Origin of the sequence: Streptosporangium sp. CA-115845, from assembly GCF_050943795.1 — a bacterium.
GTDB lineage: Bacteria > Actinomycetota > Actinomycetes > Streptosporangiales > Streptosporangiaceae > Streptosporangium.
On sequence record NZ_CP191988.1, the window covers coordinates 6,773,738 to 6,799,785 of the forward strand.

24 protein-coding genes and 1 pseudogene are annotated in these 26,048 nt (G+C 70.8%); 14 read left to right on the top strand and 11 right to left on the bottom strand.

Going from position 1 to position 26,048, the window contains the following annotated elements; all coding sequences use genetic code 11:
* The first annotated feature begins 21 nt into the window (after nucleotides 1–21).
* Together ACQP0P_RS32455 and ACQP0P_RS32460 are read left to right on the top strand one after the other, a co-directional pair.
* On the top strand, nucleotides 22–276 hold the full coding sequence (locus tag ACQP0P_RS32455; RefSeq protein ID WP_433362063.1) for an acyl-CoA dehydrogenase family protein: 255 nt from the start codon (nucleotides 22–24) through the stop codon (nucleotides 274–276).
* Nucleotides 277–390: 114 nt separating this feature from the next.
* Nucleotides 391–1,001 (top strand): annotated as a pseudogene (locus ACQP0P_RS32460) (acyl-CoA dehydrogenase family protein).
* 153 nt (nucleotides 1,002–1,154) lie between these two features.
* Here ACQP0P_RS32460 and ACQP0P_RS32465 read toward each other — a convergent pair.
* Nucleotides 1,155–1,379 (bottom strand): hypothetical protein, encoded by a 225-nt coding sequence (locus ACQP0P_RS32465; RefSeq protein ID WP_433362066.1) that lies wholly within the window; start codon nucleotides 1,377–1,379, stop codon nucleotides 1,155–1,157.
* 436 nt (nucleotides 1,380–1,815) lie between these two features.
* Here ACQP0P_RS32465 and msrB point away from each other — a divergent pair, with 436 nt between their 5' ends.
* Nucleotides 1,816–2,217 carry a peptide-methionine (R)-S-oxide reductase MsrB gene (gene msrB, locus ACQP0P_RS32470; protein ID WP_433362068.1) on the top strand — a complete coding sequence of 134 codons (402 nt, stop codon included), beginning with the start codon at nucleotides 1,816–1,818 and terminating at the stop codon, nucleotides 2,215–2,217.
* A gap of 155 nt (nucleotides 2,218–2,372) precedes the next feature.
* Nucleotides 2,373–2,510, top strand: a complete 138-nt coding sequence (locus ACQP0P_RS32475) for a hypothetical protein (RefSeq protein WP_343967500.1) — start codon at nucleotides 2,373–2,375, stop codon at nucleotides 2,508–2,510.
* Here ACQP0P_RS32475 and ACQP0P_RS32480 read toward each other — a convergent pair.
* The 3 genes from ACQP0P_RS32480 to hemG all read right to left on the bottom strand — a co-directional run bounded on the left by ACQP0P_RS32480 (nucleotide 2,489) and on the right by hemG (nucleotide 5,463).
* On the bottom strand, nucleotides 2,489–3,052 hold the full coding sequence (locus tag ACQP0P_RS32480) for a hypothetical protein (RefSeq protein ID WP_433362071.1): 564 nt from the start codon (nucleotides 3,050–3,052) through the stop codon (nucleotides 2,489–2,491). The two genes, ACQP0P_RS32475 and ACQP0P_RS32480, sit on opposite strands and share 22 nt — an antisense overlap.
* Before the next feature lie 264 nt (nucleotides 3,053–3,316).
* Nucleotides 3,317–4,057, bottom strand: coding sequence for a hydrogen peroxide-dependent heme synthase (gene hemQ, locus ACQP0P_RS32485; protein ID WP_433362074.1), 741 nt, complete (start codon nucleotides 4,055–4,057; stop codon nucleotides 3,317–3,319).
* Nucleotides 4,021–5,463: a protoporphyrinogen oxidase gene (gene hemG / locus ACQP0P_RS32490; RefSeq protein WP_433362077.1), complete on the bottom strand. Its 1,443-nt coding sequence runs from the start codon at nucleotides 5,461–5,463 to the stop codon at nucleotides 4,021–4,023. The genes hemQ and hemG overlap by 37 nt, the downstream gene beginning before the upstream one ends.
* A gap of 147 nt (nucleotides 5,464–5,610) precedes the next feature.
* Here hemG and ACQP0P_RS32495 point away from each other — a divergent pair, with 147 nt between their 5' ends.
* Nucleotides 5,611–6,636: a DUF4349 domain-containing protein gene (locus ACQP0P_RS32495; protein ID WP_433362080.1), complete on the top strand. Its 1,026-nt coding sequence runs from the start codon at nucleotides 5,611–5,613 to the stop codon at nucleotides 6,634–6,636.
* A 139-nt stretch (nucleotides 6,637–6,775) separates the two neighbouring features.
* Here the strand turns inward: ACQP0P_RS32495 and hemE are convergent, their stop codons facing one another.
* Both hemE and ACQP0P_RS32505 read right to left on the bottom strand, forming a co-directional pair.
* Nucleotides 6,776–7,813 carry a uroporphyrinogen decarboxylase gene (gene hemE, locus ACQP0P_RS32500; protein WP_433362083.1) on the bottom strand — a complete coding sequence of 346 codons (1,038 nt, stop codon included), beginning with the start codon at nucleotides 7,811–7,813 and terminating at the stop codon, nucleotides 6,776–6,778.
* Nucleotides 7,814–8,233: 420 nt separating this feature from the next.
* On the bottom strand, nucleotides 8,234–8,359 hold the full coding sequence (locus tag ACQP0P_RS32505) for a hypothetical protein (protein ID WP_433362086.1): 126 nt from the start codon (nucleotides 8,357–8,359) through the stop codon (nucleotides 8,234–8,236).
* A gap of 138 nt (nucleotides 8,360–8,497) precedes the next feature.
* On the opposite strand from ACQP0P_RS32505, the gene ACQP0P_RS32510 reads away from it, so the two are divergent.
* Nucleotides 8,498–9,094: a DUF3000 domain-containing protein gene (locus ACQP0P_RS32510; protein WP_343967512.1), complete on the top strand. Its 597-nt coding sequence runs from the start codon at nucleotides 8,498–8,500 to the stop codon at nucleotides 9,092–9,094.
* Nucleotides 9,091–10,320, top strand: a complete 1,230-nt coding sequence (locus ACQP0P_RS32515; RefSeq protein WP_433362089.1) for an HRDC domain-containing protein — start codon at nucleotides 9,091–9,093, stop codon at nucleotides 10,318–10,320. The genes ACQP0P_RS32510 and ACQP0P_RS32515 overlap by 4 nt, the downstream gene beginning before the upstream one ends.
* 88 nt (nucleotides 10,321–10,408) lie before the next feature.
* Here the strand turns inward: ACQP0P_RS32515 and ACQP0P_RS32520 are convergent, their stop codons facing one another.
* A complete protein-coding gene (locus ACQP0P_RS32520; protein ID WP_433362092.1) occupies nucleotides 10,409–11,041 on the bottom strand; it encodes an HNH endonuclease family protein in 633 nt (210 codons plus the stop codon).
* Between the two features lie 391 nt (nucleotides 11,042–11,432).
* On the opposite strand from ACQP0P_RS32520, the gene ACQP0P_RS32525 reads away from it, so the two are divergent.
* The 4 genes from ACQP0P_RS32525 to ACQP0P_RS32540 all read left to right on the top strand — a co-directional run bounded on the left by ACQP0P_RS32525 (nucleotide 11,433) and on the right by ACQP0P_RS32540 (nucleotide 15,422).
* On the top strand, nucleotides 11,433–12,575 hold the full coding sequence (locus ACQP0P_RS32525) for a Gfo/Idh/MocA family protein (RefSeq protein ID WP_433362097.1): 1,143 nt from the start codon (nucleotides 11,433–11,435) through the stop codon (nucleotides 12,573–12,575).
* The gene (locus ACQP0P_RS32530) at nucleotides 12,575–13,705 is read left to right on the top strand and encodes a dihydrodipicolinate synthase family protein (RefSeq protein ID WP_433362100.1); all 1,131 of its coding nucleotides are present in this window, start codon (nucleotides 12,575–12,577) and stop codon (nucleotides 13,703–13,705) included. Before ACQP0P_RS32525 ends, ACQP0P_RS32530 begins: the two co-directional genes overlap by 1 nt.
* Nucleotides 13,702–14,550: a sugar phosphate isomerase/epimerase family protein gene (locus ACQP0P_RS32535; RefSeq protein ID WP_433362103.1), complete on the top strand. Its 849-nt coding sequence runs from the start codon at nucleotides 13,702–13,704 to the stop codon at nucleotides 14,548–14,550. Before ACQP0P_RS32530 ends, ACQP0P_RS32535 begins: the two co-directional genes overlap by 4 nt.
* Nucleotides 14,551–14,675: 125 nt before the next feature.
* A complete protein-coding gene (locus ACQP0P_RS32540) occupies nucleotides 14,676–15,422 on the top strand; it encodes a hypothetical protein (protein WP_433362106.1) in 747 nt (248 codons plus the stop codon).
* A 128-nt stretch (nucleotides 15,423–15,550) separates the two neighbouring features.
* On the opposite strand, the gene ACQP0P_RS32545 is transcribed toward ACQP0P_RS32540, so the two are convergent.
* Entirely contained in the window at nucleotides 15,551–16,543 is a 993-nt protein-coding gene (locus ACQP0P_RS32545; protein ID WP_433362109.1) for a LacI family DNA-binding transcriptional regulator, read from the bottom strand.
* A 189-nt stretch (nucleotides 16,544–16,732) separates the two neighbouring features.
* On the opposite strand from ACQP0P_RS32545, the gene ACQP0P_RS32550 reads away from it, so the two are divergent.
* Both ACQP0P_RS32550 and ACQP0P_RS32555 read left to right on the top strand, forming a co-directional pair.
* Nucleotides 16,733–17,932, top strand: a complete 1,200-nt coding sequence (locus ACQP0P_RS32550) for a thiolase family protein (RefSeq protein WP_433362112.1) — start codon at nucleotides 16,733–16,735, stop codon at nucleotides 17,930–17,932.
* The gene (locus tag ACQP0P_RS32555; RefSeq protein WP_433362115.1) at nucleotides 17,929–20,001 is read left to right on the top strand and encodes a 3-hydroxyacyl-CoA dehydrogenase NAD-binding domain-containing protein; all 2,073 of its coding nucleotides are present in this window, start codon (nucleotides 17,929–17,931) and stop codon (nucleotides 19,999–20,001) included. The genes ACQP0P_RS32550 and ACQP0P_RS32555 overlap by 4 nt, the downstream gene beginning before the upstream one ends.
* A gap of 60 nt (nucleotides 20,002–20,061) precedes the next feature.
* Here the strand turns inward: ACQP0P_RS32555 and ACQP0P_RS32560 are convergent, their stop codons facing one another.
* Entirely contained in the window at nucleotides 20,062–21,534 is a 1,473-nt protein-coding gene (locus tag ACQP0P_RS32560; protein ID WP_433362118.1) for an amino acid permease, read from the bottom strand.
* A gap of 106 nt (nucleotides 21,535–21,640) precedes the next feature.
* Nucleotides 21,641–23,560, bottom strand: coding sequence for a 1-deoxy-D-xylulose-5-phosphate synthase (dxs, locus tag ACQP0P_RS32565; protein WP_433362121.1), 1,920 nt, complete (start codon nucleotides 23,558–23,560; stop codon nucleotides 21,641–21,643).
* A gap of 119 nt (nucleotides 23,561–23,679) precedes the next feature.
* Here dxs and ACQP0P_RS32570 point away from each other — a divergent pair, with 119 nt between their 5' ends.
* Nucleotides 23,680–24,609: a neutral zinc metallopeptidase gene (locus ACQP0P_RS32570; RefSeq protein WP_433362124.1), complete on the top strand. Its 930-nt coding sequence runs from the start codon at nucleotides 23,680–23,682 to the stop codon at nucleotides 24,607–24,609.
* Between the two features lie 224 nt (nucleotides 24,610–24,833).
* On the opposite strand, the gene ACQP0P_RS32575 is transcribed toward ACQP0P_RS32570, so the two are convergent.
* Nucleotides 24,834–26,042 (bottom strand): ROK family transcriptional regulator, encoded by a 1,209-nt coding sequence (locus ACQP0P_RS32575; RefSeq protein WP_433362127.1) that lies wholly within the window; start codon nucleotides 26,040–26,042, stop codon nucleotides 24,834–24,836.
* Nucleotides 26,043–26,048: the final 6 nt, after the last annotated feature.

Sequence of the window (26,048 nt, forward strand, 5' to 3'; positions counted from 1 at the left end):
ATATGGTTCTAGAGTCTGGGCATGGGAATCGCGATCACCGAGGAGCACCGGGCGCTGGCCGTCTCCGTCCACGGCTTCGCCGGGCGGAACATCGCGACGCGTGGCATGGACCACGAGCCGTTCCGCGCCGCGCTGGCCGCGCAGGGCCTGCTCGGGCTTCATCTGCCCGAGGCGTACGGAGGGCAGGGCGGCGGCCTGCGGGAACTGGCGGTCGCCCTGGAGGCGCTCGGCGAGCACTGCGCGCCGGGTTCCCACCTGCCCACGGTCCTGGCCTAGGCCGTCATCGCCCGCGCCGCCCCCGCACCGTCCCCCCACCACGACCTGCTGCGGGCACTGGCAGACGGCACGCTGACCGCCGCGATCGCCCTGCCCGGCGGTGCCCGTACGGTCATGACGAGCGCGGCGGACGCGACCGGACCGGCCGCCGTGACCGTGCTCGGGTCCGCGGATGCCGGGCTGTTCGTGGTCCCGCTTCCCGACGGCCGGTGGGCCGCGCTCGACCCCGGCGACTGCTCGGCCAAGGCGGTCGACGGCATCGACCTGACGCGGCCGCTGGCGGCGGTGACGGTGACGGCCGTGCCCCAGGAGCGCGTGCTGGGCGGCGTGACCTCCCGCCTCGTCTCGGACCTGGCCGCCGTCCTGCTCGGGGCGGAGTCCTGCGGGGTGGCGGCGTGGGCGGTGTCCACCGCCGCCGAGTACGCCCGGGTACGGGAGCAGTTCGGACGCCCGATCGGTCAGTTCCAGGGGTGAAGCACAGGTGCGCGGCCATGCTCGTCACCCTCGAACAGGCCCGCGCCGCCGTCTGGGACGCCGCCCGTGCGCTCGACGGGGCCGCTCAGACGGCCGGTGTCGATCCGGAGGGCGAGGTCGCGCTGGCGGTGGGGGTGGCCGGGGTGCTCGCCGCGGACGCCGCCGTACGGTGCGCGGCGGACGCGATCCAGGTGCTGGGCGGCATCGGCTACACCTTCGAGCACGACGCCCACCTCTACTACGGGCGCTGAGCGGCGACGCCGGGGAGTGGGCCGAGCGGGTGGCCAGGACGGCGGTGGCCGGGGCTCGGCGGTCGCTGGAACCGGACCTGCCCGAGGAGGCCGAGGAACTGCGGCACCGGATCAGGGCGGAGGCCGCGTCACTGGCCGCCGAGGAGCGGGAGGTCAGGCGCGGGTGGCCGACCAGCCGAGGTGAGGGGCAACCCGATCGAGCAGGCCCGGCAGGGCGGGATGGAGCCCCGCCGGGACGTCCCCTTCGCCGAACCAGGTCAGGTTCCCGATACGGTCCGGCTCCGACAGGGTGACCTCGAAAGGCTCGATGAGCACCGCGAACTGCATCGACACCCAGTGCGTCGCTACCTCGCCCGAGGTCCGCCGGACGTTGGCCACGCCCACCTGGACCAGTTCCAGGGCGGTGGCGCCGAACTCCTAAGGAAGCCGGAGGTGGATCGCGAGCGGCGGCTCGCCACCCGGCGGCAATCCTACGTAGGCAGACCGGAAGCCGGGCGGGAGGGCAGGTCCGCCCCGGAGCCGCCACGGCGGCGGGACCGGGCACTCGACGGGGCGGACCGTATGATCACCTGCCTCATGCCCACCGGGCCCAGGCGCTGGCGCGCCACCCGGACGGCGGCATTCCGGCCGGCCCGCGGAACGTGGGCGACCGGGCAGGTGATCTCACCCCTCAACGGGAAGGTGAACCACCCTCCACACTTTTAAAGACGCCAAAACGGTCATCAAAGGATGCTTCGCCCGTCAAGATTTTCCGAACGGGGCGACCCCGGGCCTCGCCCCTCCACACGCCACGGCGACCGCATAGGCTGATGCGATGGACAAGGTGGTAAAGAGCGACGCCGAATGGCGCGTCCAGCTCTCTCCCGAGGAGTTCCGCGTGCTTCGCCGGGCCGGGACCGAGCGCCCCTTCACCGGGGAGTACGTCGACACCAAGACCGTGGGCGTCTACAGCTGCCGGGCCTGCGGCACCGAGCTGTTCCGGTCCGACACCAAATTCGACAGCCACTGCGGCTGGCCGAGCTTCTACGAGCCGTCGAAGTCCGACGCGGTGACGCTGATCGAGGACCGCTCGATGGGCATGGTCCGCGTCGAGGTCCGGTGCGCGACCTGCGACTCACACCTCGGCCACGTGTTCCACGGCGAGGGCTACGGCACGCCCACGGACGACCGCTACTGCATCAACTCCGTCTCGCTGAGGCTGGAGCCCGCCGAGTAGGTCACCGCCTCGCGCGTCGCGATCCGGCCGGTCCGCGACGCGCGAAGACAGCCACATCGGTCCATCCCGGAGGTTAGTGAGGCGCAGGAAGGGGCAGAGCGACCTCACACACCGTATCCACATATCTCCGTAGTGTGTCTGCCCAAGGAGCCCCCGTGCATCTCCGCCACAAGTGGGAGATCGTTGAGACCATCGGCCGGGTGATCACCCAGCGCTGTTCGATCTGCGGCAGGACCCGGGTCCGGGTGACCCGGCCCGAGCACCGCGCGGACTACCGTTTCGGCTTGGGGTAGGTGACGCGGCAGTCGGGGTCGTCAGGGCCGAGGACGTTGGCCAGAACCGGGTTGCCGTTCTCTCCGAACTCGGCCTGGACGAAGACCACGGGGCTGGGCATGCCGAGCTCTCCGACGAGATAGTCGACGCCCGCCTCGCACAGCCTGATCGCCTGCTTCGAGTTGTCCGCCGATTCCGGCAGGTCCGTATATATCCGTAGATAGCCACCGACCATTCGGATATCCCTGACCCGCTTGGTCACCTTGCGGCTCTCGAAGTAGGCCAACGCCTTCTTGTCGGTGTGTTTGGAAGGCCCCGACGCCTCGGCCTCACCGGCCTTCTGACGCTTCTTCTCCGCCTTGGAGGACTTCGCGTCCTCCTCGGCACCCCCCGTGCTCTTCCCGTCCAGCTCGGCGGCCATCACCGCGCCCGCCACGGGGTCCCCCTGCGGCGCCGCGGCGGGCGCCGGCACCCGAGCCACCTCGCCCTCCGGAGCCGTCTCCCCGGAAGACCATACCCCGCTCACCGCGAACGCTCCCACCACCAGCGCGGCGGCGCCCACCGAGACCTCAAGGAGCCGTGAGCGAGACTTCTTTCTCCGACGTCCCCGCGTACGCCGCCTGGACCGTGCCAGATCTTCGCCCCTTTTCACCCTTGGCCTCACATAGACAGGTGATTTCCCACGAGTATGACAAAGGCAAAGGGTGGCAAAGAGACCTACGCGAGATTATTTTCGGCGAGCCGTCACAGGAGACACGCCCTTCATCTCACGGAGCAGGAGTCCCGCCGCCGGAGACCGGACTCCGCGGCGACGGGCCCCCGGAGGCTACGGCAGCGCGGCGATCAGCTCGCTGGGCGGCTTGCGGACACCGGTGTAGAAGGGGATCTCCACCCGGGTGTGCCGCCGCGCCTCCGCGCCGCGCAGGGTGCGCATCAGGTCGACGATGCGGTGCAGTTCGTCGGCCTCGAACGCCAGCATCCACTCGTAGTCGTTCAGCGAGAAGCACGCCACCGTGTTGGCGCGCACGTCCGGGTAGTCGCGAGCCATCTTGCCGTGCTCGGCGAGCATCCGGCGGCGGTCCGCGTCGTCCAGCAGGTACCACTCCAGGGAGCGCACGAACGGGTAGACGCTCACGTACGCACGAGGCTCCTCCTCGGCCAGGAAGGCCGGGATGTGCGACTTGTTGAACTCGGCCGGACGGTGCAGCGCCATGGCCGACCAGACCGGCTCGGACAGCCGCCCCAGGCCGGTACGGCGGAAGCGGGAGTAGGTCTCCTGCAGGTCCTCAGAGGTCGGAGCGTGCCACCAGAACATGAAGTCGGCGTCGGCGCGGAAGCCCGCCACGTCGTACAGGCCGCGGGTGACCACGTCCTTGCGCTCCATCTGGGCCAAGAGCTCCTCGACCTCGGCGGCCATGCCCTCGCGGTGCCCCGGGCAGCGCTCGCTCAGTTTGAAGACCGACCACATCGTGTAGCGGATCACCTGGTTCAGGTCTCGTGCCTTGGGCCGCGGGTTCCCGTCCGTCGTCCTCACCCCTTCGTCAGCGAATCGGTTCTGTCCTGCCATTCTCCCGTGGGGTCCAGGTGGTCGAGAATCCGGGCTGCCGCGGTGCGGGCTGTGGAGACGCAGGCGGGGATGCCAAGGCCGTCGTAGGCGGCGCCGCACAGCGCCAGCCCTGGCGAAACGGCGGCGGCCGCCCGGATGCGCGCCACCCGGTCGAGGTGACCCACCTCGTACTGTGGCAGGGCACCGCCCCAGCGGGTCACCCGCGAGTCGCGGGGCAGCCCGCGCACGCCCATGACCTCGACCATCTCGGCCATCGCCAGCGCGACCAGTTCCGCGTCGTCGCGCTGGAGCACCGCCTCCTCGCCGAGCCTGCCGATCGAGCAGCGCAGCAGGACCAGGTTGGGATCGGTCTCCGCCAGGTGCGGCCACTTGACCGAACTGAACGTGGCGGCCTTGATCGGGCGCCCGTCGACGGCCGGAACCAGGTAGCCGCTGCCGGACGGCGGCCGGGGAAACGCCTCCCGCGGGTAGGCGAGGGTGACGACGGCCATGCTGGCGTACTCGATCCTGGCCAGCTCCGCGGCGGCCTGGGGCACCTCCTCCGCGAGCAGCCGGCTCGCCGCCGGAGCGGGAACGGCGATGATCACCGCGTCGGCCTCGATCGTCTCCGGCTCCCTGGTGGGTCCGGCCACCAGCCTCCAGCCGCCCTCGGTCCGCCGCAACTCCCTGACCATGACGCCGGTCCTGATCTCGGCCCCGGAGGCGGCGGCGACGGCCTCGGGGAGGCTGCCCATCCCCCGGCTCAGGGTGGTGAAGACCGGCCCCGCGTCCTTCGGGGCGTCCGCGGCGATCTCCCCGGCCGCGGCCAGCAGCGACCGCTCGGTCCTGGCCGCGATGGCGATCCCCGGCATGGTCGCGTCCAGCGAGAGCCGCTCGGTCCTGCCCGCGTAGACACCGCCGAGCAGCGGCTCGACGAGCCGGTCGACCACCTCGCCGCCCATCCTGGCCCGGATGTAGGCCGCCACCGACACGTCGGTGGTGACCCGCGTCGCCGGGAGGATCCGGTCCAGCACCACCCTGGCCAGCCCCCCGGGGGAAAGGATCCCCGACCTCGCCAGCGCGAGAGGGTCGGACGGCACGCCCATGACGTGCCCCTTGGGCATGGGCCGCAGCGCGCCCCGGGTCAGGATGGCCGCCTGGGTGGTGCCGGGAAGCCGCAACTCCTCGCCCAGCCCGACCATCCTGGCCAGTTCCCTGCCCTCGGGCCGCCGGGCGAGCATCGCCTCGGCCCCCGCGTCCATCGCGACGCCCGCCACCTCGGTGGCGTGCAGCTTGCCCCCGACCCGCGGGGCGCCTTCGAGGACGGTCACCCGCAGGTTCTCGCCGCCCTGACGCAGATGCCACGCGGCGGCCAGTCCGGCGATCCCGCCGCCGACGACCACCACATGCCTCCGGTTGCCTTCCATGACTCCTGACCGTACCGGTCCACACCCCCGGCCCCGTCTCCCACCTCGGCGCCCCGCCCTCCCCGTGACCCGACGGCGCGCAGAACGTGACGCCATCGTGACTGCCCCGCACCGAACTCCGCCACCGCACCCGCCGTCATGAGGTTCATGAGCAGATTCCGGTACGGCCCGCGCCTGGCGGTCTTCTTGACGGGCCTGACGCTGTTGGTGTCCGCCTGTGGAGGAGACATCCAGTCAACCTCCGGCGCGGCGGCACCCGCCCTTGACAGTGAGCAGGGCGTCTATGCCTCGCAGGCGCCGGCCAACGAGGCCCCGGCACCCCAGACGGGGGACGCGTCCGCCGCCTCGGGCGCAGACAAGGTGAAGGTGATCCCGCAGAACCGGGCGATCATTTACACGGCGGAGATGAGGATCAAGGCCAGGGACGTCACCGCGGCGGCCGACAGTGCCCGGCGGATCGTCACCGGCGTGGGCGGCTACCTGGCCATGGAGAAGTCGGACGCCTACTCCGGTGGCGAGGACTCCGCGATGCTGGTCTTCAAGATCCCGCCGGGGAACTACCCCGGCACGCTCGACCGCCTGGGCAGGGAGCTGGGCACGCGCGAGTCGCTGCAGCAGAACACCGAAGACGTCACCGAGGAGGTGGCCGACGTGGAGAGCCGCCTGAAGTCGGCCAAGGCCGCGCTCGACTCGCTGCGCACACTGCTGAAGAAGGCCAACACGATCGGCGAGGTGCTCAAGGTGGAGCGGGAGGTCTCCAACCGCGAGAGCGAACTGGAGTCCCTGCAGGCCAGGCAGAAGACCCTCGCCTCGCAGACCAGCATGGCGACGCTGACGCTGAACCTGATCGGCCCGGCGAAGGTGATCAAGAAGAAGGAGAAGAAGAAGGAGGAGCCTGCCGGCTTCCTCGGGGGCCTGAAGGCAGGCTGGAATGCCTTCGTCGTCGCCGTCAGGCTCGGCCTGACCCTCCTGGGCGTGCTGCTTCCCTGGCTGATCGTGATCGTCCCGGCCTGGCTGCTGACGGCCTTCCTGCTCCGCCGCAGGAGGAAGGGCGACCGGTCGCTCACCCCCGGCCCCGGGAACCCCGAGCCCGACCCCGACGATGCCGAGGAGTCGCGGGAGGATGACGAACCCCGGACAGGGGACGGGCCGGTGCCGCACAAGCGCCCCTAGCCCTGCATTCCGCACGTGACCTCGATCGACCTGGGGTGATTACCCACGGTGCTGGATCAGATGTAGCTGCTGACCTGCAACGACGCGGCACGTGCGGAAAACGGGCCTAGCACCCGGCGGCGGTACGCCGCCGGGATGGTCAGCGGGCCGAGGCCTCGTGGACGAAGTCGGTGAGGCGGGCCAGCTGGTCGGGGTCGGTGCTCGGCAGCACGCCGTGCCCCAGGTTGAACACGTGTCCCTCGGCCTTGGCCGCGCGGGTGAGAATGTCGCCCGCGCGGCGCTCCACGACCTCCCACGGGGCGAGCAGGATCGCCGGGTCCAGATTGCCCTGCAGCGCCTTGCCTGGGCCGACCCTCCGGGCGGCCTCGTCGATCGGGACCCGCCAGTCGACGCCCACCACGTCGGCCCCCGCCTCGCCGAGCAGGCCGAGCAACTCTCCGGTGCCGACGCCGAAGTGGATGCGCGGCACGCCCAGACCGGCCAGGCCGTCAAAGATCCGGCTGGTGTAGGGGAGGACGAACTCGCGGTAGTCGTCGGGCGACACCGCGCCGACCCAGGAGTCGAAGAGCTGGGCGGCGGAGGCTCCCGCGGCGAGCTGCACGCGCAGGAACCCCAGGGTGATCTCGGTCAGCCGGTCCATGAGGGCGTGCCAGAGCGCCGGCTCGCCGTACATCATGGCCTTGGTGTGGTCGTGGTTCTTGGAAGGGCCGCCCTCGATGAGGTAGGAGGCCAGGGTGAAGGGGGCTCCCGCGAAACCGATGAGCGGGGTCGCGCCCAGCTCCTTCGTCAGCGCCTGGACGGCCTCGGTGATGTAGGAGACGTCGTCCGGCTCGATCGGGCGCAGCGCCTCGGCCGCCCTGGCGTCCCTGATCGGCGCGGCCACCACCGGGCCGATGCCGGGCTTGATGTCGAGGTCGATGCCGATCGCCCTGAGCGGGACGACGATGTCACTGAAGAGAATGGCCGCGTCCACGCCGTAGCGGCGGACCGGCTGCATCGTGATCTCCACGACCAGGTCGGGGGTGGCGCAGGCCGTGAGCATCGGCACCCCCTCGCGGAGCGCCCGGTACTCGGGCAGCGAGCGACCTGCCTGGCGCATGAACCACACCGGTGTGTGGGATACGGACTGGCGGCGGCAGGCGCGCAGGAAAGCGGAGTCGGCGGGCTCGGAAGTCACCCCACCAGGGTGCCATGCCTGGTGGCCGGTCGGCTCACTGCGGTCGCTGACCGGCGAGATCAGCCCGAAATCACCAGTTATTCAATGAGATTGCACCTCACACCACCCTGGCGCCGTCAAGTGATGACAACGATACTGTCTTACCGGTTTCGAGAGCTTCGTCCACTGAAATCCGATGTTGGCACCAGCCGGATGGCGCCGCACGGCACGAAGCGATCATGTTTCCGGGTACAGTTCCTCCCATCGGTGATCCTGGACCGGCCCCCGGCTGGTCCAAATGTTCGCCAAGTCACCGCGCGGCATCGATTCCTGCACCACTTTGGGGACACGCCGAGCACGCTGCGCGGAAATGTCGGCGCGACGTGCCAACGTCGGACCACGACCCGACGAAAGGCCCGTGCGATGTCCACCATGTGGAGTTCACCCGAACGTCGCGGTGAGCACCGTGCCTCCTGCGCCCGTGTGCGGATTCCCGAACGACAATCCCGCCCCGTCGAGCACGGTCGGCCTGAACGCCCGGAACGGACCGGCGCCGAGCGCGGTCACACGTTCCTCCCCGAAGTCTCCCACGGCGAGGTCACCCCCGCCCTCCACAGGCCGCCGGCAGCGTCTTGATCGGTTCCAATGGCTCCTACACATATCCCAGTGGTCCCCATGCGATCAGTTTCGACCTACGCTTCCGATATGACCGTCGGTGACGCGCCGCCCGCTCCCGCCGCCTTCAGGCGCGCGGTGGCGAGCATGCGCCCCGCGGAGGTCAGACCCGAGATCGAGCTGGAGGACATTCCGGCGCCGCAGCGCCTGGCCCCCTACTCGGCCGCGATCGGCGCGTCGGTGTACCGCGACGACGACGAGCTCGCGATCGGCCGCCTCATCGTGCTCTTCGACCCGGATGGCCAGCGCGGCTGGGACGGCCAGTTCCGGCTCGTCGCCTACGTGCGGGCCGACATGGAGCCGGAGATCACCGAAGACCCGCTGCTCGGCCCCGTCGCGTGGAGCTGGCTCACCGAGTCACTCGACGCGCACGGCGCCGGCTACGCCGCCGCCGGAGGCACCGTCACCAGAGCGGTCTCCGAGGGCTTCGGCAACAAGGCCGAAGACCCGGTGACCACCGAGCTGGAACTGCGTGCGTCCTGGTCACCGCTGCAGGAAGACCTCTCCGGCCATGTCGCCGCCTGGTGCGATCTGATGTGCCTTGCCGCGGGCATACCACCCCTGCCACCCGACGTGGCGGCACTGCCGCCGCGCCGTCGCGAGGATCCGGAGCCCTTCAGAACGTGACCGATGAGACGACCGTAATTCCACTGCTGGAGCCTCGTGAGGGAATCCCACCCGTCATCGAGGACTCCGCCTCCCTCGCGCGCGTGGTGCGCGCCTTCGCCGAGGGCACCGGCCCCGTCGCCGTCGACGCCGAACGCGCCTCGGGCTACCGCTACAGCGGCCGCGCCTACCTGGTACAGCTGCGCCGCGTCGGCGCGGGCAGCGCCCTGATCGATCCCATCCGCTGCCCCGACCTGTCCGAGCTCGACTCGGCGCTGGCCGACGCGGAGGTGGTGCTCCACGCCGCCTCCCAGGACCTGCCGTGCCTCGCGGAGGTGGGCTTCCACCCGCGAGAACTGTTCGACACCGAGCTGGCCGGCCGGCTGCTCGGCTACGAGCGGGTCGGTCTTGGGCTGATGGTGGAGAACGTCCTCGGTTTCAGGCTGGAGAAGGGGCACTCGGCCGCCGACTGGTCGACCCGCCCGCTCCCCGAGGACTGGCTGCGCTACGCCGCGCTCGACGTCGAGGTCCTGATCGAGCTCCGCGACGTCCTGCACGAGGAGCTGAAGTCCAGCGGCAAGCTGGCGTGGGCGCAGGAGGAGTTCGCCTCCGTGCTCGCGCACAAGGCGCCCACCCCGCGCTCCGACCCGTGGCGGCGCACCTCCGGAATCCACAAGGTCCGCTCGCTGCGCGGGCTGGCGGTGGTACGGGAGCTGTGGACGCTCCGCGACGGGCTCGCCCGCGAGTCCGACGTCGCCCCCGGCCGTGTCCTGCCCGACTCGGCGATCGTCACCGCCGCCCTGGAACTGCCCCGCACCACCAAGGCGCTCACCGAGATCCCTCCCTTCACCGGCCGCAGTGCCCGGCGGCACCTGCGCGACTGGCTGGCCGCGATCGGCACCGCCCGCTCGCTGCCCGACTCGGAGTTGCCGCAGCCCAGCACCCCCGGCGACGGGCCCCCGCCGGCCAACCGATGGATGGACCGCGATCCGGTGGCCGCCCGGCGGCTGGCCGCGGCCAGGACCGTGGTCGCCGCGCTCGCCGACGAGCACCACATGCCCGCGGAGAACCTGATCCAGCCCGACGCCGTGCGCCGCCTGACCTGGGAACCGCCGGCCGTCGTCGACGACGAGACCGTCACCGCCCGGCTGCGCGAGCTGGGCGCCCGCGAGTGGCAGATCGAGCTGACCGCCCATCCGATCGCCAAGGCCCTGATCCGTCTGGAGCTCAAGGGCCAGGCTTGTTGAACCGGCCGACGCCCTTTACAAAGTAGATCACTGGAGCGACGTCATCCCCGGTGCGGGGCCGGGCCCCGCACCGGGGATGACCGAGCGCTCAGCAGGTCGCGAGCATGCTCTGCAGGGCGCTCTTCTCCGAGCTCTGCAGCGTCAGCTTCCAGTAGTACTTCACCTGGATCCACGCCCTGGCGTAGGTGCACCTGAACGAGCTCAGCGGCGGCTGCCACGTCGAGGGGTCCTGGTCACCCTTGGCCTGGTTGACGTTGTCGGTCACCGCCCACAGCTCGGGCCCGCCGAGGTCGTTGGCGTAGGACTGCCGCTGCGCGCTGGTCCAGGCGTAGGCGCCGGAGCGCCAGGCCTCGGCGAGCGGCACCATGTGGTCGATGTCGACGTCGCCGGCGGCGGTCCAGGTCGCGCCGTCGAACGGGGAGTACCAGCTGCCGGAGGTGGGGGCGCAGCTGGAGTTGACGACCACTCCGACGCCGTCCCTCTTGAGCACCGTCTCCCGGGTGTTGCAGGTGCCGCTGATCGTTATCCAGTGGTTGAACAACGACCGGTCATAGGAGGACTGGTTGGTTTCCGCGGCGACGGTGAGCGTCGCGAGCCTGCTGGCGGCGGTGGCCGCCGAAGGGATGTTCGGCGGGGTAGCCGAAGCCGTTCCGGCTGTCAGGGAAAAGGTGACGAGAATTGCCGTGAGGGCAGCGGAAGCCGCGGTGACGACTCGTTTCACGAGTGGCCCCTTCTGTCGCTCCACCTCGGCCAGTCGGGGGGTCTGGGCACCGCGAGAGGAGGACAGACGGAACGTCTCAAGTCATGACAAATACGCAAATGTCATGGTTTGACGACGAGTCAGGATGTACTTGGTCGGATACTGCATTAATCCATGGTCAGATGCGCTTGATCTGCAATAATGTGAATTACGGTGATTCGGGCACCCCGCCTTCCGATGCGAACGCGCGGTGAAATTCCGGTAACCGGCGAATTTCCTTCCGGGACGACCCCCGGGTCACCGGCTCCCCCGGACGCGCACATCGCCCCCCTCCCCCGGCAGGCGCTTGCAGCAGGTGCGGCGACTGTCGTACCGTGGCATGGAAAGCGCTTTCCATAGGAGGTCGGAGAAGATGTCCCCGCAAAGCATCGGCGTCGTGATGAACGGTGTCACCGGTCGCATGGGCTACCGCCAGCACCTGGTCCGATCGGTCCTGGCGATCAACGAGCAGGGCGGTGTGACACTGTCGGACGGCGGCCAGGTCCTGCTCAGGCCGGTCCTGGTCGGCCGGTCCGCCGAGAAGCTCCAGAGACTCTCGGCGGAGCACGGCATCGCCGGCTGGACCACGGACCTCGACACCGCCCTCGCCGACGACGACAATCTGATCTACTTCGACTCTCAGGTCACCCAGGCCCGGGTGAAGTCCGTGCTCAAGGCGATCGAGGCGGGCAAGCACGTCTACGCGGAGAAACCGACGGCCGAGACGTCCCAGGACGCGCTGGCACTGGCCGAGGCCGCGACCGCCAGGGGCGTGAAGAACGGCGTCGTGCAGGACAAGCTCTTCCTGCCGGGCCTGCTCAAGCTCAGGCGCCTGATCGACGGCGGCTTCTTCGGCCGCGTCCTCTCGGTCCGCGGCGAGTTCGGCTACTGGGTGTTCGAGGGCGACTGGCAGGCCGCCCAGCGCCCGTCGTGGAACTACCGCGTCGAGGACGGCGGCGGCATCGTCCTCGACATGTTCCCGCACTGGGCGTACGTGCTGGAGAACCTGTTCGGCCGGATCACCTCGGTCTACGCCCAGGCCGTCACCCACATCCCCGAGCGGGTGGACGAGCGGGGCGAGACCTACCGGGCCACCGCCGACGACGCCGCCTACGGGGTGTTCGAGCTGGAGGGCGGGGTCATCGCGCAGATCAACTCCTCCTGGAGCGTCAGGGTGAACCGTGACGAGCTGGTGGAGTTCCAGGTGGACGGCACGCACGGCAGTGCCGTCGCGGGCCTGCGTGACTGCCGCGTCCAGCACCGTGCCGCCACTCCCAAGCCGGTCTGGAACCCCGACCTGCCCGCGGGCGCCCGCTTCAGGGACGGCTGGCAGGAGGTGCCCGACAACGAGGAGTTCGACAACGGGTTCAAGGTCCAGTGGGAACGGTTCGTCCGCCACGTGGTCGAGGACGCACCGTTCCCCTACGACTTCGCCTCCGGCGCGCGCGGTGTCCGCATCGCCGAGCTGGGCCTGCGCTCCTCCGCAGAGGGCCGCCGCCTGCCGGTGGAGCCGTGATGAGGATCGCACTCCCGGGCGGGGAGCACGTCCTGCGCGAGCCGGTCACCTGGGTCAGGCCCGAGGGGCCCGCCCGGAGCCGCACCGTCTACGCCGCCGCCCACGTGGTCGCCGACCCGCTCGGCGACAACACCCCGGGCTCCCGGGCCGCCGTCGACTGGGAGGCCACCCTGCGCTTCCGCCACCACCTGTGGTCCCACGGGCTGCGGGTCGCCGACGCCATGGACACCGCGCAGCGCAACATGGGCCTTGACTGGGCGGCCACCCGCGAGCTGATCCGGCGCAGCGCCACCGAGGCGAAGGCCTTCGGCGACCCGGCGACGCTGGTGGCCTGTGGCGCGGGCACCGACCAGGCGCCGGACGCCCGGACCCTGCGGGAGGTCGTGGCGGCCTACGGCGAGCAGATCGAGACCGTGCGGGACGCGGGCGCCGGGGTCATCGTGATGGCGAGCCGGCAACTGGCCGCGATCGCGCGGGGCCCGGAGGACTACCACCGGGTCTACGGCGAGTTGCTCTCCCAGACCGATCGCCCGGTGATCCTGCACTGGCTGGGCGAGATGTTCGACCCGCTGCTGGCGGGCTACTGGGGCTCGCGGGACGTGGCCGAGGCCACCGCGTCGTTCCTGTCGCTGATCCACGACCACGCGGCGAGGGTGGACGGGGTCAAGGTCTCGCTGCTGGACGCCGAGCACGAGATCGGGCTGCGCGAGGCGCTGCCCGAAGGCGTCAGGCTCTACACCGGCGACGACTTCAACTACCCCTCGCTGATCAGGTCGGGCAGCCACGCGCTGCTGGGCATCTTCGACGCGATCGCCCCCGCCGCCGCCTCGGCCCTGCAGGCGCTCGACGCGGGCGACCTCGGACGGTACGACGAGATCATGGACCCCACGGTCCCGCTCTCACGGAAGATCTTCGAGGCCCCCACGTACAACTACAAGACGGGCATCGTCTTCCTGGCCTGGCTCAACGGCCACCAGGACGCCTTCAGCATGGTCAACGGCGCCCAGGCGGCCCGTTCCCTGCCCCACCTGGCCGAGGTGTTCCGCCTGGCCGACAGGGCCGGGCTGCTGGCCGACCCCGAGCTGGCGGTCTTCCGGATGCGCTCCCTGCTGGCGGTGAACGGCCTGTGAGGGCACGGGCGAAGAGCCGTTTCTCGCTGAACCAGTGGACCACGAAGCGGTGGTCGGTGGCCGAGGCCGTCGACGGGTGCGTGCGGCACGGTGTCGAGGCCATCGGCCTGTGGCGGCAGGACGTCGCCGCGCAGGGCCTGAAGGAGACCGTCGAACTCGTCGCGGACACCGGGCTGCGGGTCTCGTCACTCTGCCGCGGCGGCTTCCTCACCTCCGGCGATCCGCAGGCCCTGGACGACAACCGCAGGGCGATCGACGAGGCCGCCACGCTGGACGCCGCCTGCCTGGTCATGGTGGTCGGTGGCCTGCCGGGCGTGGTGCCCGGCCGGCCGCTGGGCGCGATCTCCCGCGACCTGCCCGCCGCTCGGGAGCGGGTCGCCGAGGCGCTGGCCGTGCTGGCCCCGTACGCGGGCGAGCGCGGGGTGAGGCTGGCCCTCGAACCGCTGCACCCGATGTACTGCGCCGACCGGGCCGTGCTGTCCACGCTGGGCCAGGCCCTCGATCTGGCCGAACCGCACCCTCCCGAGCAGGTGGGCGTCGTCGTCGACACCTTCCACGTGTGGTGGGATCCGAACGTCCTGGAGCAGATCGCCAGGGCCTCGGGGCGGATCGCGAGCTACCAGGTGTGCGACTTCCTGTCTCCGCTCCCCGCCGACGTGCTGCTCGGCCGGGGAGTGATGGGCGAGGGCGTGATCGACTTCGCACCGCTGACCGAGGCGGTGGCCGCGGCGGGCTACACGGGGGACATCGAGGTGGAGATCTTCAACGCCGATGTGTGGGCCGCCGACCCCGACGAGATCCTGGCCAGGGTACGGTCCTCGTTCGCCGGGCTCATCGGGGAATGACACGCGGGCCCGCGGAACGGAGTCCGAGGCGACAGGAGCGTTCCAATCGGGGGAAACCGCGTTCGTCGGGCCCGGATTACCGCTTCACGGTGAAGTGACCTGGCAGCTGCTCGTACGGTAGGGGTATGACGACCGCAGAGAGCGAAGCCAGCCCCGCCATACAGCGGCCGCCGGAACATGTCCTTGCCGTACTGGAAACGATCAGGGAGTGGGAGGCCGCCAACCCCGACTCGGCCCCTTCGGGCCAGGGAGAGGCGATCCTCTGGGCCCTGGGCAAGCGTGAGCAGGCGCCGATCAGCGGCCGTCCGGCGTCGGGATCCCCGCCCACCCTCGCCGAGGCCCGCGCGGAGATCGACGCCGCCGAGCGGGTTCCGCGCGAGGGCCGGGTCGTCCCCGCCGACGGGGTCATCAGCACCCTGAGCTGGCTGATCGGCGCCAAGGACGGGCTGCCGATCCCCGGCCGCCGATCCTCGGAAGGCTGGGGACACCTGGTCGGCGGCCGCGGCGTGATCCTGCGCACCGAGGCCGAGATCGGCCGGATCGCCGAACTGGCCCATGCGGGCCTGCCGAACGCGACGGGCGAGTGGGAACGGGAATGGTGCTCCGGGACCATCGCCGTGTGTGAGTGGGTGCTCGGCACCCGCAGGAAGTCCCCGGTCCGTAACACGCCGCGTCCCATCCACGGACCGACCGGACTCAACCTCGGCATGGAGGAGAGCGCGGCCGAGGACGTGTCGCGACAGCTCGGCCGGGGCCGTCAGCACTCCCCCGGCTACGGAGACGGAGTCATCCGGACGATCCGCTGGCTGCGCGGTCAGCTCATCGTCCCGCCGGTCAACGAGCAGGGAAAACCGATCTCCGGCGCCCGCTGACCGCCTGTCCCGATCCTCCTTCCGGCTCCCCTACGACACGGCGGGCCCGGACCCCGCGGGGTCCGGGCCCGCCGTCGTGACATCGCGGCACGTGACATCGCGGCAGAGGTGGGTCGGCCGAGGCGACCTCACCCCAGGGCGCGGGTGCTCTCGCGGAGGATCACCTCGCCGGTCACGACCTGGGCCCTGGCCCCCTCGTCCGGGGCGAGGGCCATCTCCAGCGCGCGGGCACCCATCTCCGCGAGCGGCAGCCGCACCGTGGACAGCGAGGGAACCAGGTCGCGCAGCGTGGAGATGTCGTCGAAGCCCGCCACCGAGACGTCCTCGGGGACGCGGATGCCCCGGTCCCTGAAGGCGGCCAGGGCGCCCACCGCCATCACGTCGGTGACGGCGAAGACACACGTGACCCCGGACACCTGGGTGGCCGCCGAGTAGCCGCCCTCCCTGTCGAAGGAGCCGTGCAGGACACGCGGCGCGGGCAGACCGAGCTCTTCGAGCGCGGCGGCGAACCCGGCCACCCGGTCCATGGACGCGATCAGCCGCTCGGGCCCGGCCAGGACGGCGAAACTCCGGTGCCCCAGCCCGGCGAGGGCACGGGCCAGCGCGGCGGCGCCCAGGCGGTTGTCCGGCACCACCGCGTCGACCCCGAGCAGGTCCTGGCCCACGCAGGCCACCCGGCCACCGGTCTCCCGGTAGCGGTCGAGTTCCTCGCGGAGCTGCCGGGTCAGCTGCTCGTCGGCGATCCGGGAGCCGACCAGCAGCACGGCGCGGACCCGCTGCGCGTTCAGCGTCGAGACATAGGCGATCTCCTGCTGGGGGTCGCGGTGCGTGGTGCCGATCATGACCATCAGCCCCTGGTCCTCCGCGACCCGCATGGCCCCGTCGGCGATCGCGGCGAAGTAGGGGTCGGTGAGATCGTGAACGACCAGGCCGATCACGTTGCTGGCCCCCCTGGCGAGGGTCTGCGCGGCCACGTTGGTGCGGTATCCCAGCTGGGCGGCGGCCAGCTCCACCTTGGCCCGCAGGGATGCGCCCACCTGTCTGGTGCTGCCGTTGAGCACCCGTGACGCCGTGGCGAGCGAGACGCCCGCGTGCCGGGCGACATCCTCAAGCGTGACCACCGGCAACCTCCCGGAAAGCGTTTTCCAAAGTCTGTCAGAGTTGTCGCCGTCCCGCATCCGGGACATGCCGCACCGGACCGCGCACCTTGGGGAACAACTTACCCACCTCGCGCGGGACCGGCCGCGCCAAACGTTGTTACCCACGAGTAGCATAGGGGGGAAGCCATCCAGCAACGAGGAGCGAACCCCGTGCCTTCGTCTCGTGACGTCGTATTCGTCGACGGTGTGCGCACACCCTTCGGCAGGTCGGGCCCCAAGGGCCTGTACGCCGAGACACGCGCCGACGACCTGGTGATCCGCGTCATCCGCGAGCTGATCCGGCGTAACCCGAATCTGCCTCCCGAGCGCGTCGACGAGGTGGCCATCGCGGCCACCACGCAGATCGGCGACCAGGGCCTGACCCTCGGCCGCTCCGCCGCGATACTGGCCGGGCTGCCCAAGAGCGTGCCCGGCTACTCGATCGACCGCATGTGCGCCGGCGCGATGACCGCGGTGACCTCGGTCGCCGGAGGCATCGCCTTCGGCGCCTACGACGTCGCCATCGCCGGCGGCGTCGAGCACATGGGCCGCCATCCCATGGGCGAGGGCGTCGATCCCAACCCCCGCTTCCTGGCCGAGCAACTCGTGGACGGCTCCGCCCTCGTCATGGGCATGACCGCCGAGAACCTGCACGACCGCTATCCCTCCATCACCAAGGAGCGCGCGGACGCCTTCGCCCTCGCCTCCCAGGAGAAGGTCGCCAAGGCCTACGCCGACGGCCGGATCCAGCCTGACCTGGTCCCGATGGCGACCAGGTCCGCCGAGAAGGGCTGGGGGCTGGCCACCGCCGACGAGGCCCCCCGCCCCGGCACCACGCTGGAGGGTCTGGCCGCGCTGAAGACCCCGTTCCGCCCGCACGGCCGGGTCACCGCGGGCAACGCCTCCGGTATCAACGACGGTGCCACCGGCTGCGTCGTGGCCGCCGCCGACGTCGCCGAGGAGCTAGGCCTCGCCCCGAAGATGCGCCTGGTCTCCTACGCCTTCGCCGGCGTGGACCCCGAGGTCATGGGGGTCGGGCCGATCCCGTCCACGGAAAGGGCGCTGCGCCTGGCCGGGCTCTCCATCTCCGACATGGGACTGTTCGAGATCAACGAGGCCTTCGCCGTGCAGGTGCTGGCGTTCCTGGAGCACTTCGGCATCGCCGACGACGACGCCCGGGTGAACCCCTACGGCGGCGCCATCGCCTTCGGCCACCCGCTGGCCTCCTCCGGGGTGCGCCTGATGACGCAGCTCGCCCGCGAGTTCGGTGAGCGCCCCGACGTCCGCTACGGCATGACCACGATGTGCGTCGGCCTGGGCATGGGTGGAACGGTCATCTGGGAGAACCTCAGCTGGGAAGGTAACAAGTGACGGACATCAAGGAACTCTTCGCCGACGAGATCGTCACCCGGGCGACGGTCCACGACGTGGAGCTGCCCCAGGGGGCCGGCACCATGGCCCTGATCACGCTGGACAACGGTTTCGACCACACCAAGCCGTCGACGTTCGGCCCCGGGGGGCTGACCTCACTGGGCGAGGCCCTCGACGCGATCGCCGGGCGCGGCGACCTGGCGGCCGTGGGCGTCGTCGGCAAGCCGTTCGTCTTCGCCGTCGGCGCCGACCTCAAGGGCGCCGCGCTGGTCTCGGAACGGGACCAGGCGCTGCAGATCGGCCGGCTGGGCCACCAGGTGTTCCGCCGCCTCGGCGAGCTGGACGTGCCGTCGTTCGCGTTCGTCAACGGCGCGGCCATGGGCGGCGGTCTGGAGATCGCGCTGCACTGCACGTACCGGACCATCTCCTCCGGGGTGCCCGCCGTGGCGCTGCCGGAGTGCTTCCTCGGCCTGGTCCCCGGCTGGGGCGGCACCCAGCTGCTGCCCCGCCTGATCGGACCGGCCGCGGCCGTCAAGCTCATCATCGAGAACCCGCTCGCGCAGAACCGCATGATCAAGGGCAGGGAGGCGTTCGGGCTGGGTGTCGCCGACGCGATGTTCGAGCCCGCCGACTTCCTTGAGGAGTCGCTGCGCTGGGCCTCGGCGGTGCTGCGCGGCGACGTCACCGTCTCCCGCGCCGACCACACCGCCGAGGACTGGTCCAAGACCGTCTCCGACACCCGTTTCCTGCTCGACATGAAGCTGCACGGCGCCTCCCCCGCCCCGTACCGGGCGCTGGAGCTCCTCGAACTGGCCCGCACCGCCACCCGCGACGAGGGCTTCGCCGCCGAGGACCGGGCGCTGGCCGACCTCCTCATGGGCGACGAGCTCCGCGCCGGCCTGTACGCCTTCGACCTGGTGCAGCGCCGGGCCAAGAAGCCCGCCGGAGCCCCGGAGGCGGCCCTGGCCCGCAAGGTCACCAAGGTCGGCGTCGTCGGCGCGGGCCTGATGGCCTCGCAGATGGCACTGCTGTTCGCCCGCCGCCTGGAGGTCCCGGTCGTGCTGACCGACCTGGACCAGGCCCGGCTGGACAAGGGCGTGGGCTACGTGCACACCGAGATCGGCAAGCTGCTCGCCAAGGGCCGTGTCTCCGCCGACCAGGCCAACCGGCTCAGGGCCCTGGTGACCGGCTCGCTGACCAAGGACGCGTTCGCCGACGCCGACTTCGTCATCGAGGCCGTGTTCGAGGACATGAAGGTCAAGCAGAAGGTGTTCGCCGAGGTGGAGGCGATCGTCTCCGCCGAGTGCGTGCTGGCCACGAACACCTCCTCGCTCTCGCTGACCGAGATGGCCTCGGGGCTCCGGCACCCCGAGCGCGTCGTGGGCTTCCACTTCTTCAACCCGGTCGCGGTGATGCCGCTGCTGGAGATCGTCCGAGGGGAGCGGACGGACGACGCGACGCTCGCCACGGCCTTCGCCGTCGGCCGGTCGCTGAAGAAGTCGTCGGTGCTGGTCAAGGACGCGCCCGCGTTCGTGGTCAACCGCCTGCTGACCCGCTTCATGGGCGAGGTCATCGGTGCCGTCGACGAGGGCACCCCGCTGGAGCTCGCCGACCACGCGCTGGACGGGCTCGGCCTGCCGATGACCCCGTTCGCGCTGCTGCAGCTCGTCGGCCCGGCCGTGGCACTGCACGTCGCCGAGACGATGCACGAGGCGTTCCCGTCCCGCTACGGGGTGTCGGAGAACCTCGCCCGGCTGGTCGCGGCGGGTAAGCCGGGTGTCTACGCGCCGGACTTCTCCCTGGACCCCGAGGCGGTGGCCCTCTTCGCCGGGGGCACCTCACCGTCCACGGCCGAACAGGTCCGGCTGCGGGCGCTGCGGGCCCTGGCCGAGGAGATCCGTCTCATGCTCGACGAGGGGGTGGTCTCCGCTCCCCAGGACATCGACCTGTGCATGATCCTCGGCGCGGGGTGGCCGTTCCACCTGGGCGGCGTCACCCCCTACCTCGACCGCGAGGGGATCTCCGAGGTGCGCTTCCTGCCGCCCGGCGTGGCCTCGGTGCCCGCCTGACGCACCCCTTTCCCGGTGTGGCTCCCCTGTCTCGCGACCGTCGCGGGACGGGGGAGCGCGTCACCGGGTCCCTGCCCGCCGCCGCTCCGACAGCCTGCTGTGCCGGTAGCCGTAGCCGATGTAGATCAGGAATCCGAGGAGCATCCACGCCCCGAACCTGATCCAGGTCTCCACCGGCAGGTTGAGCATCAGGTAGAGGCAGGCGAGCACCGACAGGACGGGCACCAGCGGCACCAGCGGGGTGCGGAAGGAGCGGGGCAGGTCGGGACGGGTGCGGCGGAGGATGACCACCGCGATCGAGACCACCGCGAACGCGAAGAGCGTGCCGATGTTGACCAGTTCGGCGATCGTGGACAGCGGCACCAGCCCGGCCAGGGCCGCGACGACGGCACCCATGATGATGGTGATGACGTACGGCGTGCGGTACTTCGGATGGACCTTGGCCAGCCCGCTTGGCAGCAGTTCGTCACGGCACATGGCGAACATCACCCGTGACATGCCCAGCATGAGGATCATCACGACGGCCGTCAGGCCGACCAGCGCGCCGACGCTGATCAGCGACGCGGCCCAGGTCTGGCCGACGGCCTTGAACGCGTCGGCCAGTGGCGCCGCCTCGCTGAGTTGACGGTAGGGCTGCATGCCGACCACGACCAGCGAGACCGCGACGTAGAGCACGGTGCAGACACCGAGTGAGGACAGGATGCCGATGGGCAGGTCCCGCTGCGGGTCGCGGGTCTCCTCGGCGGCGGTGGCGACCACGTCGAAGCCGATGTAGGCGAAGAACACGACCGCCGCGGCGCTGAAGATGCCCAGCACCCCGTACGCGACCGGGGTGATGCCGAACAGCACCTGGATCAGCGGCGCGGCCAGTCCCTCCACCGCGGGGGTCGCCTTGGACGGCGGGATGAACGGCGAGTAGTTGGCGCCCCTGACGAAGAACAGCCCCGCCACCACGACCAGCAGGATCACCGCGAGCTTGATCGTGACGATGATCAGGTTGAACCGGGAGGACAGTTTGATCCCGAGGACCAGGACTCCGGTGAGCAGCAGCACGACCAGCGCGGCGGGCAGGTTGAACACCGCCCCCTCCCCCGCGATCACGCCGGGCAGCGGGACCCCCAGGGACGCCAGCAGCGAGGTCAGGTACCCCGACCAGCCGACCGCGACGACCGCGGCACCGAGCATCATCTCCAGCGTCAGGTCCCAGCCGATGATCCAGGCGGGCAGCTCGCCGAGGGTGGCGAAGGCGAAGGTGTAGGCGGACCCGGCCACCGGGACCGTGGAGGCGAACTCGGCGTAGCAGAGCGCCGCCAGCGCGCAGACGATCCCGGCGGCCACGAAGGACAGCGCCACCGCGGGCCCTGCCGTCTCCCTGGCGACCCGGCCGGTGAGCACGAAGATGCCGGTGCCCACGATGACGCCGATACCGAAGACCGTGAGGTCCAGCGCGGTGAGGTCCTTGCGCAACCGGTGTTCCGGTGCCTCGGTGTCCGAGATCGACTGCTCCACCGACTTGACGCGAAGAACACCCACGACCCCTCCTGATGCGCCGGTGGTCACCCTTGCCGACGCATCAGGTCATGCCCAGCGGATCACCGCCTGAACGGCGGAGCCGAGGATGTTTGGAAAGGAGGTGTGGTCAGCCGGCCGGCTCGTTCTCCAGGGCCGGAGAGCGCTTCGCGATCGCCTCGGTGACCTGCCGGGCGATGTCCTGCGAGGTCAGGCCGATCTCGCTGAGGATCTTCGCACGCTTGGCGTGGTCGAGGAAGCGCCGCGGGATGCCGTAGGTGCGGACCGGGACGTCGACGTCGGCGTCGCGCAGCAGGCGGGCGACCGCGTCACCCACACCGCCCACCCTGCCGCTGTCCTCGACGACCACGACCAGCTTGTGGTCGCGGGCGGCCGCCACCAGGGCCTCGTCCAGCGGCTTGACCCAGCGCGGGTCGACCACCGTGGCGGAGATCCCCTGGGCGTCGAGCAGGCCGGCGGCCTCCAGGCACAGCTCGGCCATCGGCCCCACGGAGACGAACAGCACATCGGCGTCGCCCCCGCGCAGCACGTCCATCTCGCCGAGGCGGCCGACCGCCTCGATCTCGGCGGCCACCGGGCCCTTGGGGTAGCGCAGCACCGTCGGGCCGTCGTCGACCTTCACGGCCTCGGCCAGCAGCTCGCGCAGCCGGGGCTCGTCGCGGGGAACCGCGATCGACAGGCCGGGGACGACCTGCAGGATCGACAGGTCCCACATGCCGTTGTGGCTGGCGCCGTCGTCGCCGGTGACGCCCGCCCGGTCGAGCACGACCGTGACGGGGAGGCGGTGCAGGGCGACGTCCATCAGGAGCTGGTCGAAGGCCCGGTTCAGGAAGGTGGCATAGACGGCCACCACCGGGTGCAGACCGCCGAGCGCCAGGCCCGCGGCGCTGGTCAGGGCGTGCTGCTCGGCGATGCCGACGTCGTAGAGGCGGTCGGGATAGGCCTCGGAGAACGGGATCAGGCCGGTCGGGCCGAGCATCGCGGCGGTGATCGCCACGATGTCCTGGCGCTCGGCGCCCAGGCGCACCATCTCCTGGCCGAAGACGTTGGTCCAGCCGTGCGGTTTCGGCTTCTCCTCGCCGGTCAGCGGGTCGAAGACGCCCGGCGAGTGGAAGCAGTCCTCGTCGTGGTTCTCCGCCGGGGAGTAGCCGAAGCCCTTCTTGGTGAGCACGTGCACGATGACCGGGCGGCGGAAGTCCCTGGCCCTGCGCAGCGCGGACTCCACCGCCTGCTCGTCGTGGCCGTCGACCAGCCCGATGTACTTCAGGCCGAGGTCCTCGAACATGACCTGCGGGGCCAGGACGTCCTTGATGCCCTTCTTGACGCCGTGCAGGGCGTCGTAGACGGGAGCGCCGACCACCGGGACCCTGTTCAGGCTGCCCTTGACGAAGTCGAGCATGTCCTCGTAGCGCTGGGTGGTGCGCAGCGAGGCCAGGTGTGAGGCGAGCCCGCCGATGGTCGGCGAGTAGGAGCGGCCGTTGTCGTTGACCACGATGATCAGCGGCAGGTCCTTGCGCGCCGCGATGTTGTTGAGCGCCTCCCAGGCCATGCCGCCGGTGAGCGCCCCGTCTCCGATCACCGCGACGACCGTGCGCTCCGCCTCGCCCCGCAGCCGGTACGCCTTGGCCAGGCCGTCGGCGTACGACAGCGCGGTCGAGGCGTGCGAGTTCTCGATGATGTCGTGCTCGGACTCGGCCTGGCTGGGGTAGCCCGACAGGCCGCCCTCCTGGCGGAGCGTGTCGAACTGCCCGGCCCTGCCGGTGAGCATCTTGTGGACATAGGCCTGGTGACCGGTGTCCCACAGGATCCGGTCACGCGGCGAGTCGAAGACCCGGTGCATCGCGATCGTCAGCTCGACGACGCCCAGGTTGGGGCCGAGGTGGCCGCCGCTGCGGGCCGTGGAGGCGATCAGAAGATCCCTGATCTCGCCTGCGAGCAGTGGCAACTCGTCCACCGCCAGCAGCTTGAGGTCCCCTGGCCCCTTGACCGACTCCAGAAGACTTCCAGGCTGCCCGGTCCGCTCGCTCACGGAATCATCCCCTCTGTCCAGTGACCGTCACGACGAGTGTAGTTCGGATGGCAGGCGCTGCCCTCCCGGGTGAAAAAACTGCACGGTTTATACATACTTGCCCTAGCCTTTCCCTCACCATGAACCCCCTCCCCTCCAGGCGACAACTGTCACTGATCGTGACCTTCCTGGTATTCGCGGCGGTAGCCGCGGGAATCGTCATCGCCGTCCCCTACGTCATCCCGGCGATCCTTCCGGCGGTCACCCCCGCGCCCGTTCCCTCCCCCGCCCTTACCTCCACCCCAGCCCCCGGCAAGGGCTCCGGCAAGGCCCCCGCCAAGGGCTCGGCCGTCAAGGAGCGGGCCGCGCCGCAGGGCCGCGCCACCGCGACGTCAAACCGCCTCTACCGCACCGGCTCGATGCCGGTCACCAGATGTTCGGCGGGAACGATCCGCGCGGGGAGCGCGGCCTCCTACCGGACCTTCATGACCCGGATCACCCACTGCCTGAACCGCTCCTGGAAGACCCAGTTCTCCAAGGCGGGCCTGTCCTTCTCCAGGCCCAGGCTGCGCTTCTCCACCTCCAAGGTGACCACGCCCTGCGGCCGGTGGCCCGGCAGCGCGGGCGGGTTGTACTGCTCGACCAACAAGACCATCTACATAGGGATCACCCGCCAGGTCCTGCGGAACCCCTACGCGGCCAACCACGCCCAGTTCATGGCCCACGAGTACGCCCACCACGTGCAGCACCTCGCGGGCATCATGGACTACTACGCCAGGAGTGTCTGGTACGCGAAGGCGGCCACCAAGCTCTCCTACTCCCGCCGCCTCGAACTGCAGGCCGACTGCCTGGCCTCCGTCTTCCTGCGCCGGATCGCCGGCGACCTGCCGGTCGAGCGGGCGCAGTGGGAGGCGATGGTCGGCTGGGTCAACGCCAACGGTCACAAGAACTGGCCCAAGAACGACCACGGCAAGGGCCGCAGCCAGGCCTACTGGATGGAGCGCGGCTTCGACTCCGGCTCCCCCTCCGGCTGCAACACCTGGTCCGCCGCCACGGGCCGGGTCGCCTGATCACCCGTCGGTCCCGAAGGAAACCAGCGCAAAACCCACTCGAACCCGCCGCACGCGGCCGTACTCTCAGAACTTGGCCGCCTAACAGCCTTACCCGGTGGTTTGCCTCCCACCGGCTGCGGTGAGTTCCCCGACGACGCCCAGGCGGTCTACTGCTCCAGGAACTCGCACGGGCGTCCTCGCCGATGTGACCGGGCTGTTCCCGTTCCAGCCGATGGCGCGGGTCAGGAGCCGGCGCGGGCGAGGACCTCCAGAGGGTCGGCGAGGACCTGGGAGAAGGCCAGCTCGGCGGCGCCGACCAGGGTGGCGTCATCACCGAGGGCCGAGGTGCGCAGGCGCAGGTGCTCACGGGACGGAGGCAGGGCGTCGAGGGCGAGACGGCTGCGGACCTGGGCGGCTGAGCCGAGGTAGATCTCCCTGAGCATGCCGCCGAACACCACCATCTCGGGGTTGAAGATGTTGACGAGGTTGGCGACGCCCAGGCCGAGCCAGTCACCGACGCGGCTCAGCGCGGCCTGCGCGACGACGTCACCCCGGTCGGCGGCGTCGACCACGGCGCGGACGGCGTCCCTGCCGACCTGGGGGCCGAAGCGACCCGCGGCCTCAAGAAGGGCACGCTCGCCGACCTCCGCCTCCAGGCAGCCGAGCGAGCCGCACCCGCAGAGGCGGCCCTTGTCGGGGTTGACGATCATGTGCCCGACCTCGCCGCCGAAACCGAGGTGGCCGCCGAGCAACTGGCCGTTGGCGATCACGCCGCCGCCGATGCCGACGTCGCCGTGCAGGTAGACGAGGTCCCGGCAGCCGACGCCGACGCCCCGGGTCTGCTCGGCGAGGGCGGCGAGGTTGGCGTCGTTGCCGACCGTGACCGGCAGGCCGAGTGCCAGCCGGCGGGTCATCTCCTCGGCGAACGGCACGTCCTCCACGGTGGCCATGTTGGGCCCGAACCTGATGCCTCCGTCATCGCGGCCCACGCCACCGGAGAAGGCCGCCGCCACCCCCACGCACACCGTGTCGGGCCGGGTCCTGCGGTGCATCTGCCGGGCGAAGGCGGTGAGCGGGCCGACGATCTCCTCCAGGGAGAAGGCACCGCGCCTCCGTACCGTCTCGCGGCGGTCGAGGATCGTGCCGCCCAGGCCGACGCGGGCGGCGACCATCCGGTCGACGCCCACGTCGAAGGCGAACACGTAGACCCGCGCCGACTCGGGGCGGACCACCAGGGAGGGGCGCCCGGCCCGGCCGGTCTCCCTGGGAAGTTCCTCCCTGACCAGGCCTGCGGCGGTCAGGTCGGCGGTGAGGGCCATGATGGTGCTGCGGTTGAGGCCCATCCGGTTGGTGAGCTCCGCGCGCGAGGTGGGGCCGCTCAGATGGACGTGGCGGAGCAGGGCGCCAAGATTGTGGCGCCTGATCTCCTCTTGGGAGGGGCCTGCCCGCATGACGAG

What these genes read in the sequence shown, in the direction of transcription:
- hemG (WP_433362077.1), bottom strand. Translation starts at nt 5,463, where the DNA reads ATGGAAGGCAACCGGAGGCATGTGGTGGTCGTCGGCGGCGGGATCGCC.
- ACQP0P_RS32510 (WP_343967512.1), top strand. Translation starts at nt 8,498, where the DNA reads ATGACCGTCGGTGACGCGCCGCCCGCTCCCGCCGCCTTCAGGCGCGCG.
- msrB (WP_433362068.1), top strand. Translation starts at nt 1,816, where the DNA reads ATGGACAAGGTGGTAAAGAGCGACGCCGAATGGCGCGTCCAGCTCTCT.
- ACQP0P_RS32570 (WP_433362124.1), top strand. Translation starts at nt 23,680, where the DNA reads ATGAACCCCCTCCCCTCCAGGCGACAACTGTCACTGATCGTGACCTTC.
- ACQP0P_RS32540 (WP_433362106.1), top strand. Translation starts at nt 14,676, where the DNA reads ATGACGACCGCAGAGAGCGAAGCCAGCCCCGCCATACAGCGGCCGCCG.
- ACQP0P_RS32575 (WP_433362127.1), bottom strand. Translation starts at nt 26,042, where the DNA reads ATGCGGGCAGGCCCCTCCCAAGAGGAGATCAGGCGCCACAATCTTGGC.
- ACQP0P_RS32530 (WP_433362100.1), top strand. Translation starts at nt 12,575, where the DNA reads ATGAGGATCGCACTCCCGGGCGGGGAGCACGTCCTGCGCGAGCCGGTC.
- ACQP0P_RS32525 (WP_433362097.1), top strand. Translation starts at nt 11,433, where the DNA reads ATGTCCCCGCAAAGCATCGGCGTCGTGATGAACGGTGTCACCGGTCGC.
- ACQP0P_RS32455 (WP_433362063.1), top strand. Translation starts at nt 22, where the DNA reads ATGGGAATCGCGATCACCGAGGAGCACCGGGCGCTGGCCGTCTCCGTC.
- hemQ (WP_433362074.1), bottom strand. Translation starts at nt 4,057, where the DNA reads ATGGCAGGACAGAACCGATTCGCTGACGAAGGGGTGAGGACGACGGAC.
- ACQP0P_RS32495 (WP_433362080.1), top strand. Translation starts at nt 5,611, where the DNA reads ATGAGCAGATTCCGGTACGGCCCGCGCCTGGCGGTCTTCTTGACGGGC.